9 protein-coding genes are annotated in these 14,230 nt (G+C 41.8%); all 9 read right to left on the reverse strand.

Features of this window, described 5'->3' with window-relative positions:
* Positions 1–3,981, reverse strand: a 3,981-nt coding sequence (locus ACFWMP_RS05160) for a cadherin-like beta sandwich domain-containing protein (protein ID WP_379422344.1), incomplete at its 3' end; no start/stop codon positions are given.
* Between the two features lie 244 nt (positions 3,982–4,225).
* A complete protein-coding gene (locus ACFWMP_RS05165) occupies positions 4,226–6,706 on the reverse strand; it encodes a winged helix-turn-helix domain-containing protein (RefSeq protein WP_379422346.1) in 2,481 nt (826 codons plus the stop codon).
* Between the two features lie 287 nt (positions 6,707–6,993).
* Positions 6,994–8,232 carry an RICIN domain-containing protein gene (locus ACFWMP_RS05170; RefSeq protein ID WP_379422348.1) on the reverse strand — a complete coding sequence of 413 codons (1,239 nt, stop codon included), beginning with the start codon at positions 8,230–8,232 and terminating at the stop codon, positions 6,994–6,996.
* 264 nt (positions 8,233–8,496) lie between these two features.
* Complete coding sequence (locus ACFWMP_RS05175) at positions 8,497–9,306, reverse strand: acyltransferase domain-containing protein (RefSeq protein WP_379422350.1); 810 nt, start codon at positions 9,304–9,306, stop codon at positions 8,497–8,499.
* A gap of 123 nt (positions 9,307–9,429) precedes the next feature.
* On the reverse strand, positions 9,430–10,077 hold the full coding sequence (locus ACFWMP_RS05180) for a hypothetical protein (protein ID WP_042186601.1): 648 nt from the start codon (positions 10,075–10,077) through the stop codon (positions 9,430–9,432).
* Positions 10,078–10,211: 134 nt separating this feature from the next.
* Positions 10,212–10,733, reverse strand: a complete 522-nt coding sequence (locus tag ACFWMP_RS05185) for a flavodoxin family protein (protein ID WP_340968533.1) — start codon at positions 10,731–10,733, stop codon at positions 10,212–10,214.
* A 20-nt stretch (positions 10,734–10,753) separates the two neighbouring features.
* Positions 10,754–11,212, reverse strand: a complete 459-nt coding sequence (locus tag ACFWMP_RS05190) for an FMN-binding protein (RefSeq protein ID WP_340968531.1) — start codon at positions 11,210–11,212, stop codon at positions 10,754–10,756.
* A gap of 82 nt (positions 11,213–11,294) precedes the next feature.
* Positions 11,295–11,876 (reverse strand): TetR/AcrR family transcriptional regulator, encoded by a 582-nt coding sequence (locus ACFWMP_RS05195; protein WP_340968529.1) that lies wholly within the window; start codon positions 11,874–11,876, stop codon positions 11,295–11,297.
* A gap of 181 nt (positions 11,877–12,057) precedes the next feature.
* Positions 12,058–14,148 carry an alpha/beta hydrolase fold domain-containing protein gene (locus ACFWMP_RS05200; RefSeq protein ID WP_379422354.1) on the reverse strand — a complete coding sequence of 697 codons (2,091 nt, stop codon included), beginning with the start codon at positions 14,146–14,148 and terminating at the stop codon, positions 12,058–12,060.
* Positions 14,149–14,230 lie beyond the last annotated feature (82 nt).

Consider the following 14,230-nt stretch of genomic DNA (forward strand, 5'->3'; position numbering starts at 1 on the left):
GGCTGTGTAAGCCAGTGCACCACTTGTAAAGGTTGGACTCAGTGTTACTCCGCTTAAGGATAAGTCGCTTAATGTGGCATCCGAACTTGCCGCTCGGGTTACTTCAACGGTGTATTCCTTCTTCGTGATCCCATCTTCCGCTGTTACGGTTACCGTAATTATGTTTTTTCCAACGGACAGAGATTTCGAACCAAGATCATCTGCTGAGATCGTAGCAGTTTCATCATTCGTAGCTGCTGCCACGATGGTGCTCTTCACATCATTAGCTACATTGGCTGTGTAAGCCAGTGCACCACTTGTAAAGGTTGGACTCAGTGTTACTCCGCTTAAGGATAAGTCGCTTAATGTGGCATCCGAACTTGCCGCTCCGGTTACCGTCACGGTATAGTCCTTCTTTGTTCCATCTTCTGCAGTGACGTGAACGGTGAGTATATTCGCTCCTACCGATAACGTCTTCGTGCCTAGATCACCTGCTGAGATCGTAGCAGTTTCATCATTCGTAGCTGCTGCCACGATGGTGCTCTTCACATCATTCGTTACACTGGATACGTAAGTGAAAGTATCCTCATCAAAGGTTGGACTCAGTGTCACTCCACTTAAGGACAAGTCGCTTAACGTGGCATTTGAACTTGCCGCTCGGGTTACCGTCACGGTATAGTCCTTCTTTGTTCCATCTTCTGCAGTGACGTGAACGGTGAATATATTCGCTCCTACCGATAACGTCTTCGAGCCTAGATCACCTGCTGAAACCGTTGCGGTTCCGTCATTCTTAGTTGCTCCAACGGTCGTGCTTGTCACATCATTCGCTACATTAGCTGTGTACGTTAATGTTCCACTAGCAAATGCTGGACTTAGTGTTATTCCGCTTAACGTAAAGGCACGGAGTGTGGCATCTGAACTCTTCGCTCTTGTTACCGTAACGCTATAATCTTTCTTTGTAATACCATCCTCTGCGGTGACGTGGACAGTGAATGTATTCGCTCCTACCGATAGCAGCTTCAAACCTAGATCTGCTACGGGAACCATAGCAGCCCCACTATTCGTGCTTGCTCCAATAGTTGTACTAGTCACATTGTTTGCTACATTAGCAGTGTACGACAAAGTGCCGCTAGCAAACACAGGACTGAGTGTCACTCCACTTAACGTCAGCGCACTCAAAGAGGCGTCTGAACTTGTCGCACGAGTTATCGTCACGGTATATTCCTTCTTCGTGACACCATCCTCAGCTGTAACATGAACAATAAAGGTATTTACTCCAACGGACAGCGACTTCGAACCTAAATCTATCACTAGGATCACAGAATCCTTATTCCCTTTGGTTGCTGTGATTGTCGTATTCGTTACGCTATTAGCAACAGCTGCTGTATACGTCAATGTATCCTTAGAAAATGTAGGGCTGAGCGTCACATCGGTAAAGGTCAGTCCGCTTAGGGTCGCGTCTGCACTTTTTGGGTTTATTACATCTGATTCAACGGTCAGCTCTTGTACTTCAGACGCAGGTAGTTTAGCTGTTTCCGCTATACGAACTGAGATCGTATCGTTTTCATTAACAATGAGGTTATCAACACTCGTACCGGAAATCCCTTTATACGGGTTCTCATTGATCTTATATTCCATCTTTTCCGAAACATCACTTAGCTTTGTCGTGCCACCAATCGTTCCTGGCGCCAATAATCCAGTTGGCGCTCCTGCTGATTTGATATGCGCTAAACCAACTTTTAATTTTTGGTCGAAGGACGCTGGTTCTGAGGAAGTTGCCGCAAGACGAACAAAAATCGTATCGCCCGCATAGACAGAAATATTATCCTCACTTGTATCGGTAATTTCCTCATACAAGCCCGAATTGACTCTATATTCCATAGCTCCACTTACATTGATTAGCTTCGTAGTTCCCGCGGTGGTTCCCACCGTTAAGCTGCCTAAAGTGGGTCCGGCCTTAATATCTGCTACACCTACTGTCAATGTTTTGGTGCTTGTTATATCTCCTGCTACTCGGACTTTAATTTGATCTCCCGCATCTACAACAATGTTATCTGCATCAATGTCTGTTATTGGAATATAATTGCTATCGTTAAGCGAATATTCCATCCCGTTAGATACATTATTAATCTTTGTTGTCCAGCCTTTAGTCCCTGGAGATAAATCCGTAAATGCCCACAATCTAGGATACTGATCCGGGGTGATATACCATGTGGAATCGAAGTTCCAACCGCTGAAATTAGCCTTAGTATGCATCTCTGCAGTTGTTCTTCGTTCACCTTTTCCTGTATCCTCTTGCTGTGCTGTATCTTTGTCATAGAAGCTATTCGCTAATGGTCCATACATGAAATAGCTACCAATCAAACCACCAACCTCACCAGTCCCAGGACCAGGCTTCACAGTTCCAGTCGCGTAGCTGTTGCTAATGTTTGTATAGAGAGAATAACCAATCAAGCCGCCAACGCCGTTTATTCCATAAATACCAGTCCCGGTTACCGATCCTGACGCATAGCTATTACTTACCACTCCAAAGTAAGCACTCCCCACCAAGCCGCCTACATAATAACCTCCATTCAATGCTCCATTCGCATAACTATTAGTGATGGATCCATTTTCGCTATATCCTACCACTCCTCCAACATATCCACTACCTTTTAGAGATAACCCAGTAACATAACTATTGTTAATGGTTCCACTACTAACTCCAGTAATAGCACCAACAAAAGTACTACCACCTGTGATGTTGATGTTTTCCAATCTCATATTTGTAACTGTACTTCCAAAATCTATATACCCGAATAGTCCCACATAATAATTGTAATTATTATGAATACTCAGGTTCGTAATTTTATATCCGTTGCCGTCTATATTTGCTTTAAATCTTTCACTACTATCACCGATCGGCGTCCAGCTTGTATAACTTCCTAGATCGATGTCTGCTATAAGTTTGAAATAAGTACCACTTTCCATATGGTTTCTAACTTCACTCAGTTGATCGGCAGTCTGAATCAGATAGGGCTCACTTTCTGTACCTGACCCATTACCCGTATACTTTTTGATCATCTGTTGACTTACAACCACATCTGGATAACCAAGCGCTGCCACTCTAATGTCATGACTGCCTTTTGTCATCAGTACACCGGCTTTTATCGTGAGCATACCGGCATCAACAGCGTATTGTGTCTCTTTACTTAATACTGCCTCTCCATCTGACACCGCCGTGATCGCTTCACGCCACAGAGAATCGTCAGGAAAAGTAATCGTTATATCTTTATCGGTGTAGTTATTATCCGTATCCCCTGTTAGAACAGGCGGAGTAAATTGAATATTTGTAATCTCAATGGGCTGACTATATGCGTTATCTGAGATATCAACAAATGCTCCCGCATCGATTTTCAGTGCATTTGAATCCCCTAATAAAGTGTCTTTAAAATGAATTTCTAGCGTACTACTTGTATCTGTATAGGTTACGTTTGTAACGGTGTCCTCTACGTCAAGAGGTGCATAAGCGCCGCCGCTTGTTTTCTTCACTGTAATCTTTTCTCGCAAATCCTCTATTGTGCCTGCCTGTCTAGCATACACATTAAATGTAACCGTTAACGTCTTGTTCTGCTCACTAACGACTTTAGTCAATTCGCCGCTATCAAGCTGAAGGTCACGATAATAACATGCCTTTCTTACTCCGCCTTGAGGGTCTCCCATTACGTCATTTGAACATATCGTACTATCGGTAACAATTTTCGAATAATAGTTATAATTCCCCCCAGTAGCCCAATAACGGACTTCTTTCCTCCCTGGAACTATGCAAGTATTATCCTCTCCTTCGTCGGCACAATAGGTCCATCCGGGGCTTCCATCAGGTCCTGTATTCCCATCTTGCGCAGAAACAACGCCTGTAAATATAAAGGAGAACGATGAAAATATCATCAATCCTACTAATAAACGAATCGTAAATCCTTTCAGCCATCTTTCAGTAGAACCAAATATTTTTCTTATTAACATAGCTATATTTACTCTCCTCCAATGTACCTAACAAACAGGTAAAAATAATTCCAAAGTGCGATAAAACTGCCAACCTTTACAGCCATTTTTCGTTTTTCTACACCTTCTTTTCATAAAATTTCTTGTTGCAAAATATCTTTGTATGTCGAATACTCAGCAATTACCTAACTATAAGACTAACTTTTCCAAAAAAAAACTCCCCAAAAGGGGAGGATAGTCTTACTTATAGGGGGCTTCATACCTATTATATGAATGTATTGAAACATTGGAGCGCTTGTACACGATTGTTTACTCCAAGCTTTCTATACATATTTTTAATATGAAATTTCACTGTTTCACCTGTAACAAATAGCTTGTCGGCGATTTCTTTATTCGACAGCCCACTTGCGATTAAATGTAGAACTTTCATTTCCTGTTCCGTTAGTATTTCTTTGAGAGATGGCTTGCCTTCCATGGTTACATTAAAAGCCTGGATCAACTGCTTCACATAGAACAATGAAACCTTTGGATTGCGAATTAGACTACCTATCTGTATCTTCAGATAAGTAGATAGCAGTTCCTCCATCTTAGAACCTTCATCCATAAAGCTCCGAATATAACCTTCTGGCTCTGCTAGATGTAGTGCGGTCTCCAAGTGCAGATGAGCTTCCGCTGTGCGGCCGATGGACTCAAACGTCATACTTTGCGCAATACATACCTTAATTTGATCTCGGAGACGATTTTCCTTAGATAATAACAGATTCAGTTGATCCAATACTTGTAAGGCTTCCGCTGAACGTTCGCATGCTGCCAACACTTTTGCCAGAGCAAGATACTCCGCGATTCGATTCATAGGAATTTTATCCGTAGGTGTTAACCCACATTTCCTTAGCCATGTCAGAGCTGTTTGAATCGAACCCTGCTGCAGAGATAAACAAGCTTGCTCCGCTTCAACACCTAACATAAACAAATCATAGTCAGGAGAGTCAATTTGCAGTTTCAACTGTGTAAGCAGCTGTGATGCACGCGCTGGATCTCCTTTGGCTTGCTGAATCCTTGAAGCGCTAGTGTAATTGTGAATCAATATTCGAGCGAAAGGCTGCATGTCCTTACGTTCAAGGACTTTACTTGCATACCGTTCAGCTTCGTCCAATCGATTCCATTCATAGAGCAATTTGCTATAAGAAGCATACAAATAACCAACAAAAGGATACTCCTGTTTGTTCTCCCAAACTGTAATCCATTTTAATAGGAAGGCTTCCGCTGCGTGAAGATCATTAATAAGTGCCAAGTGATCATCAAACACATCATTCCCTTGATAACGATTACGCCCCATTGTTTGAAACAAACTACCTTCTGGCACGAATTGCTCTACGAGCTCAAAGTATGCCGACGTTCGCTCAAGGTCCTTTTGCAGATAAGTGGTGACTGAACAGAAAAAGTAAAGATTGCCCATAATCTGATTCCACTGGGTATCATCCATTTTCCCCTGCAACGCTAGAAACCGTATTTCAGCCTGCTCTACTCTCTTAAATGCCGTCTTCCATTCTCCAACTCCCAGCAATACAGAGATATAAAACAATTCAATCATAGGCTTCTCTGCAAAAGAGTTCTCCGGCAAACCAGACACCCAGCGAATCAAAACAACGCTTTTCGATTGCACCAACGTATGAAGATTCTTCTCGATTAAACGAACAGCATCTGCAAACTTCTTCCCTTCTATATGATGCTCCACTGCTTCTCCAGCAAAGCCATGCTCCTCCAGCCAATTTGCCGCTCGAGTGTGTACTTGCATCCACTTATTCGGATCTGTTCTGAACAATATTTGCTGCAAGAAGTCAGAAAGCAAATGATGATACCTGTACCAATTCCTTTGATCATCTAAGGGAATAACAAATAAATTCAAATGGACTAACCTCTCCAATTGCTCTTGGCAGTTCATTTGACCGGTTACAGCTTGACATAAGGAATGATTCATCCGATTTAAAATAGAAGTTTCCAGTAAGAAAGTGCGTACGGAATCCGGAAGATGATGAAATACTTCTTCTAGCAAATAATCGGATATATGCTGCTGTTGACCTCTAAATTGCTGAATGGATACAGCTATATTGTCACTTCGCTTGAGACTGATCGCCGCCAGCTGCAGGCCGCTGATCCACCCTTCGGTCTGATCATACAGCTCGGTAATTTGATCTGTGGTTAATTGCAAATCGGTTGTATCCCGAAAAAATTCAAATCCCTCATCCAGTTGAAAACGCAGATCCTGCATGATGATTCGATGTAACTCACCTTTTGCCAAAAGCCTGGTAGTAGGTATGGTCAAATCAGTTCGACTAACTACATATAGATGAATATGGGGAGGTAAATGCTCAAGTAGATAAGCCATAGACTGATGTATTGTGGGGGTTTCGATGACATGATAATCATCAAGAATAATAATTAGTTCATTTGTTAAGTTATTTAACTCATTCAATAGCGCTACTATCGCTGGCTCCAAAGTCATAGAAGGCCCATTGATCAGAAGGGGTTGAACCGTTGATCCAAACTTAGGGCAACTCTCCTGGATAGAGGCTGTTACATAACTCCAAAACTGAGCCCAATCGTTATCCTGCATATCTAATGAAACCCAAGCCACTTGCATATCACAATGTCTAATCCATTCACTTAATGCTGTGGTTTTGCCATAACCGGCTTGAGCAGAAATAAGCGTCAACTTGTAGTCCATTCCTTCATTAAGTTTACGCATCAGCCTTGGGCGAGAGACCAAAGATTTACGAACACGAGGGATATGGAGTTTCGTTCCAACAATCAATGATAACCCCTCCGAATATGTATAATGCTATGGGTAATGCAATAAATTCAATCTATTTTAGTAGCATTTTTTAGAATTCAAGTCTATTAATCACAGTATATCAGATAGAGGAATATTAAAATATGAAATGATGCCTTCTGATAAGTGTATCTATATTCTGCGAAAAAATAAAAAACGGCATCTCTGCCGTTTTCTTGAACATAATCGTATAATAGATCCTTTTAGTTCACTTTAGTAAAAAACCATTTCTGAGCATCGCTTCCGTTATCCGTCCACTGCTGAACCGCTGCGCCATCTGCCGTTGAGGCTCCGTTTACATCCATAGCTAATCCACTCACTTTAGAAATTAGTTTGTAGTAGCCACCCCCTACATCTACAATGCTCCACCGCTGAGCGTTGGTACCATTGTCATCCCATTGTTGCAACTGTACGCCGCTGGCGGTTGATGAATTTGGCACATCCAACACTTTTCCACTATGCACTGCTGTCAGCTTATAGTAGCCATCTCCTGTACTTTCCACCTTAAATTTCTGATTATTAGCTGTGTAATTAGTCCATTGCTGCATCTTTGCCCCACTTGCTGTGGATACATCCACTACGTCCAGAACCTTGCCACTAGCCTTGTCTGCTAAAGTATAAATCCCACCACTAACGATGCTTGAGGTAGGCGCGGATTGATACACACGTACATAATCAACCAGCATTTGCGCCGGGAAAGCAGTTGAAGCGTTTGGACTTCCAGGCCAATTCCCACCAACGGCAAGGTTTAGCAGGATAAAGAAGGGTTTTTGGAACTCCTCCGTATTGCCTGTTCCATTCTCAATATAAAAAGCATTAAATTGGTTGTCATCTACAAACCACTTGATATAATTCGCATCCCATTCAACGCTATACACATGGTATTGAGAGAAATCCAGATTTCCGGATACCTGCCCATACTCGGCATGCCCATTGGCATCCCAGTGTACCGTCCCATTAACAAAAGCATTATTGTTCACTCGTTCCATAATGTCCGTTTCACCGGATTTAGGCCAACCTACTGTATCAATATTTGATCCAAGCATCCAAAATGCTGGCCAGAGACCTTGGCCTGAAGGCACCTTGATTCTAGCTTCGATTTTCCCATAGGTAAAGCTTTTAAGTCCTTGTGTTTTGATCCGTGCAGAGGTGTAACTCATTCCATTGTAGGATTCTTTTTGCGCTGTAATAACCAGATTTCCACCCGTAACTTTCAGGTTCTGCGGACGACTAGTATAGTACTGAAGTTCATTGTTACCCCAGCCACCGCTCCCTGTGCCGATTTCGGCGGACCAATTACCAGTATTCAGAGAATTCCCGTCAAATTCATCGCTCCATACCAGATTCCAGTTCGAGGCTGCACTTGAATTGCCAGTAGGCACTAGAGCAATCATGAGTGTGAACAGCAGAAATAGACTTAGCATTTTTCCTTTTCTCAACATCGTCGTCTCCTCCTAATAAATGAAAAAATTATAGGACACAGGAATGCTTAAGACGATATCTGCTCGGAGTCAGCCCAATGGAATCACCTCTTTGATCTTATTGATTTCATTGCACGGCGCGCTCGCACATTTGAAACCGGTTTCGTTTTTAGATAAAACAAAACGTTATCCCCAATACCAGCTATTACAGCCAGAGTCAGGTTAACGCATCACTTCATTTGCAGTGTACGTCTTCTCTAACCGTAATATGCCAAGATTTCAACCTTACTTATGTACTTTAATCCCATAACCACTTCCTAGCTTACCTCCTGCCATTAAAAAGGCTTTTGCGCTCCGTTGCAGTTGGGTGTTCTCTTCATACTCTTGAGGGTTCACGCTTAGCTTATTAAATATTCTTTGCTCTGCTTCCTTCGAACTCTTATCAACCTCATAAATATTGAACTGACTTTGAAACTGAATAATGTTCGATTCCGGGTTCAAGATCTCACTTAATTCCGGATCAAGCAGCCATGAATGACAAATAAATACCGGCGATATACCTCTGAAAAAAGCTCTGGCTAACTGAAAGGATTCCTCTACACCTTGAACTGATAAAGGCGCTCCAGCTGGAATATGCACATTAAGCACGATTTGATTAGTAAAGATTTTACAACCATCAACGACTAAATCCCTGTCCATCGCAAAAGGTTGAAATTGCATTCTTCCTAAACGAAATAAACGAAGCTGAACATGCTCTTGCAGCCAGTTATATTCTTCAATACCATATTCACCGTAATCACGCATACACTGCATGCACCAGATCTGAATATCCGAGAATGTATCATAATAAATCTCATCCTCAATGTTACGGATACGATACTCTTCATAAGCATCTACTGCGAATCTCACAAATAAATATAATAGCAGCTTTCGATAGCCAACCGATTGTTTCACGGATTCAAAAAAAGAAAATCTGTCAAAATAAAAATGTTGTTTATAAACTAGATATTCATCCTCTTTCATCTGAAACTCATAAACCTGCTGTCTGGCAGCAGGATCAAGCTTAATCCCTTCACACAATGCTCTGATGTTCACTAGAAAACCTCCTTAGTTCCTATGGATACAGCGAGCCACTTGTAAAAACTCATAAAATATAACAAAGAAACGACACTTCTGCCGTTTCTTTGTTGTATGGATGGCCAAGGCTCAGAGCCTGCTTTACTCCAACCCATGTTCCTTGCGGATGTTATACATACCTTGAACAAGCAGCTCGGAAGGATCCCGATTTAATTGCAAGTGCGTTAACAATAAATGCAGTGGGAACGCACACACGTTATTTCCATCGCTTATCGCTGGAAAACCAGCCTCGAAGACCGGACCTAGTTTTTCGTTCCAAGCTAGACCTACATGTACATCCTCTGGCGCAAATTCTTCAGTTATTTCTTTAATACATTGCGGAACTAATACATTGTCTATGATCGCTTTAGCTTCCTCTTCACTTGAAGGCGGTTTTGGAAGCGTTTTGCCTCCCTCAATCTTCATCAGATCAACAAAGAATGAAGCCATCCATGCTGCAGGATCCTTACCCGATTGGAATCTTGCAATCAATTCACGCAGAAAAAAGCCGCAAGAATAGACATGGTCTAACTCAGACTTTACGTGAAAAACAAAAACCGGGCCGTAGGCCTCCATATTCAACACTTGTCCTTCAACGTCTTGAAAGTGCACTCTCAAAGCTACGAGACCGTTATGATGAACAGCCATCACCAGCTTATTCATATCCTCCTCAGACATTTCTGGATCATTGGTTATTTCCTCGTTCTCGTTTAATGTTTCTTCGTTCTCATTGGTTATCTCATTGGTCATTTTAAATTCCCTCCCGCTCCTATCATACCATCTAGTGAATTGAACTGACACTTTAATAATAGACAAATTCCTACCAGTTGAGGAGAAAATAAATAAACGGCATCTCTGCCGTTTATTTATGGGTCAACTCTTACTTAAGTCACATCCATTATTTTCTTCACTACTATACTGGTTAATTGTTTGATATCCCCAGGATCTAACTTGTAAGCAGAAGTAGCTTTTCGTGTCGGTTTAGGATTTGTCGATATTAAGTCGGCGATATACAGATCTATAAATACAACGGGATCAGCCCCAGTTCTTTTCCTGAGTTCGCCTGGTACCTTCGAGTTGGGTCCGTCCGCTCCGCCACTGATTGAAATAAAACCATACTTGTTCGGGTTTGTTTTCAAATGCTTTAAATAGGGTCGGAGTGGTGTGGCCACTTGCCCCATCCAGATCGGCCCGAAAAAGAGGATCAAATCATACTTTACTAATACATTAGGTGATGGCTGTACCAACGGTATCCTGCTGAAAATCATATCCATTGTAATGGAACTCAATGTCCGCTGCTTGGATTCAGAAATCTGAAAATATTCAGATGACAGTTCTTTAGCCACACTGCCAGCTAATGCATCATTGTTGCCTGTGAATGAATACGATATGACTGCAATGTTCATCTTAGCCCTCCTGAAACGAATTATTTCGTCTTTGCTTGCTCCAGTGCATTTTCTAGTGCCTTAAGATGTGCTTTAGAGGTAAGCGTTGCCCCACTAATAACGTCTACCTGAAGGGATTGTGATTCAATCACATGTCTAAACAAATCACCAATGCTTATCCCCCCCTTCATTTTAAGCAGATTTCCATTTTTATCTATAGCGCCTTTGAGTATTTTAATATCTAAAATTTGACCCTCAGATATTGATGCCTGAACCTTAGTATCTCTGGAATGATCCTTTGTGCCGATATATTCTCCCACATAGGTTCCATCACGCAGCTTTTGGAAATCAATGACGTCGATAGTAAGCTTCTGAACTTCACGCCTCCCTGGAGCACTTAAGAGAATCCCTCCCCATACGATGACTACAATCACGACGAAGATGATCAGTATAACCATCCACATTGAGATCTTCCTTTTACTACTTACAACAATGTTCATTCGCATGCCCCTCTTCTCAGTTTTTGAATGAATATTATAATATTCATTCATTTTAAGGGATAAAAAAACTGCCTCATTCGTTCTATTTGGGGCAGTCTGTAAGACCCTTCATGATTAGTTCCATCATATGGTCCAGTAATTGTGGAAAGAACTCCAGTCCTATTTCTTCCTTGTGGGTCTCCACATTGATCATGGCGGCGAAGACCATCATAATCATTTTGCTGTCCATATCGCTTCGCATCTTGCCTTCGGTTTGCCATTGCTGCACAATTTCATGGAAGCTATCATATAAGAAATCGTTCACCTGAATGCCGGTTTCTTCTCGATAAAGCTGTTCGATTTTCCCAAAAACACTTTTGTTATACCATTCCTTTAAAATGGGGTTGGATAATATGCCTTCCATATTGAGTGCCATCATCTGCCGAATTACAATCACCGGGCTTTGGGTCATGTCAAGGGATTCCATACAGTTTTTTTTGAGTTTCGCATTTTCTTCAAGAAAGATATCCATAAAAAGCTTTTCCTTAGAAGGATAATAATTGTAAAAGGTTCCTATAGCTATTCCAGCTTTTTTTGTAATGTCCGAGACATTCGTATCCTTAAAACCTTTATTGCTAAATATCTCTTTCCCACAATCATAAATCTTTGTTTTTTTATCTTCCACTTTCCGCATCTCCATGAATGAATAATTATTTTTTCATTCATATTATAATGTAAAAATCTGGATGTGTCAATGCAAAACTTATTTGTTATCTTTTCGTTCATTGAGCGATAATAAAATAAAAAAACGGCATCTCTGCCGTTTTCCCGATAGTTACAGAAACTTATAGTTTCATGAGATCTTCTTAATCCATCAGGTACAGATCCCCGAAGGCATTAACATCCTTCGAAGAACCTATGCCACTATTGTATTCCAGCCAGCCTCTACGCCCCTCGCCTTCATTATCATTGACCAACAGCGAAAACTTAAGCTTCATTCCTTGCTTCACCTGCGTAATGTCATGGCTCAGTTCACGCCAGGGTATGGCTAATTCATAGCTGGTTGTTGAATCTGAACGACTCACCGCATACTTTAGCTCTAGGGCATCATTTATATTGAATCCCCTTGGGGTTAGCCAGCGCCACTTGAGTAAATTCCCTGCATTTCCCCGAGCCACACCTAGTTCATGATACTCCGAGGGTACCGTTCCGTCTGAGTTTGCAATACCAATCCCAATCTGAATGCTGTCCCCACTCCAAATAGCATCACCTGATGCCGACTGTTCATGCTTGTCATCTATAACTTCTACCCCTAGATAAAGGTTATCCGCGTCCCAAGCTAAGGAACCGGTCGCACTGATATCCTGCTCACCTCGCCAACCATTGATTTTGATATCCTTCACATCAAAGCGAGCCAGATCACTCCAATCTGATAGGTTACCATTGATTTCAACGGGCTTACTGAGTTTTGGCAACAACAGTGCGTTAAAGGAATCTAACGTCGTCTGCAATAGATTACCTATGTCATTATAAGATTTAAGCGTCCGTTGTCCTCTAGCAAGCTCAGGAATCTCTAACCGCACACTCTTTCCTGATTCCAGATTCTCCACAGTGGCGTTGTAGGTCCCCTGAGTAGAACGTCCTGTTTCATAATCGGCTTCCACTGAACCATTGAAATTGTTCGTAGACTGATTAGTAACATCCATATGAGTTTTTAATTCCTTGGCAGCTTCATCATAATATGTCTCATATTTCACCGTCAGCGGGTCGATTACGTTAACATTGACAGCGAAGCTCATTGCCGTTTTAGGATCTTCGCCTCGTGAGACAAACAGTGTATCATTTCCTCGCACCAAGCCTTCCGGAACCTGTATCCGAAGTCTGTCTTCTTTCTCCTCCTGCTCACGAAGTATCCAGCCCTCAGGCAAATCGATGTTCATCGACTCCTTCGCAGGAATGCGATAGACCTCAGGCAGCTTAATATCAAAGGCATCGCCGGAAGCAATCGAAATTCCGGAATTCTCTGGCAGCTTTGCAAGATCAGAACTATTCATGACATTCCATAGAAAATGTGTTGTCGTCTCCATAATTTCATCGATGTATTTATCATTCTTGTAGTCATGTCCGACACCTTCCATGGTGAGTAGATTATGATACACCCCCTTCTCTTTCAGCTGTTCGGCCAAGTCAACACTTTGCTGGTACGGCACCAGTTTGTCTATCGTTCCATGAATGATGAGGACCGGCGGCAGCTTGCTGTCCGCACTTTTCGTCAGATCACCACCATAAATATCAACAATAGAAAATACAGATTTAATGATGGAAGGATCCTGTGATACATATTGATTGACAAAGTTTATGGCTAGATGTCCCCCCGCCGAATCACCACCGATAACAATACGGCTTGCATCCATCCCGTAAATCTCTGCGTTATCGTTGATCCATTTAATCACATCGGTTATATCTTCATAAGCGTCATTAAGTGTGCGGCTGAAATTAGTAAATGGATCTTTTTTCAGCCTATAATCAACGGACAATACAGCATATCCTCGCTTCGCCAATCCCGTAGAAAAATCTGCTGCATCGTTCTTATTCCCTTCTGTATAACCACCACCGTGAATGAAAATAAATACAGGCCTCTTCTCGTTATTATCGCCAGACGGCTCGTACAGATCGAGTTTCAGCGTTTCTACAGCATCTGTCTCATTCTTCTTGCTCGCATACAAAATATCTCCTTTCACTGTAACCTTATAAGCGGGAGTCAAGTACTGAACCGAAATTTGTCCGTTATTGACAGTAACTTTAGCCGCTGATGTACTACTGTCAGTAGTAATCACGTTAGTCACTTCTTTTCCTTCCTTTTCTAAAGCGCTCTTATTCTCTTGGTTATGCAGTAACAACCAGGAACCTAGAACGATTACTAGGATCGTAAGAACGTAAATAAGCCTACGCATCATTATGACAACCTCCCAGAATGATTTTGGATTTGAAAAAGTAATATAATTCCAATATTATCATTCTAGAATTCAAGGCATCGTT

Source organism: Paenibacillus sp. NPDC058367, assembly GCF_042723305.1.
In the GTDB taxonomy this organism is placed as follows: domain Bacteria; phylum Bacillota; class Bacilli; order Paenibacillales; family Paenibacillaceae; genus Paenibacillus_AQ.

Bases quoted from the DNA above. Each gene is read 5' to 3' on its own strand.
- ACFWMP_RS05165 (WP_379422346.1), bottom strand. From the start codon at position 6,706: ATGCGTAAACTTAATGAAGGAATGGACTACAAGTTGACGCTTATTTCT.
- ACFWMP_RS05170 (WP_379422348.1), bottom strand. From the start codon at position 8,232: ATGTTGAGAAAAGGAAAAATGCTAAGTCTATTTCTGCTGTTCACACTC.
- ACFWMP_RS05180 (WP_042186601.1), bottom strand. From the start codon at position 10,077: ATGACCAATGAGATAACCAATGAGAACGAAGAAACATTAAACGAGAAC.
- ACFWMP_RS05185 (WP_340968533.1), bottom strand. From the start codon at position 10,733: ATGAACATTGCAGTCATATCGTATTCATTCACAGGCAACAATGATGCA.
- ACFWMP_RS05190 (WP_340968531.1), bottom strand. From the start codon at position 11,212: ATGAACATTGTTGTAAGTAGTAAAAGGAAGATCTCAATGTGGATGGTT.
- ACFWMP_RS05200 (WP_379422354.1), bottom strand. From the start codon at position 14,148: ATGATGCGTAGGCTTATTTACGTTCTTACGATCCTAGTAATCGTTCTA.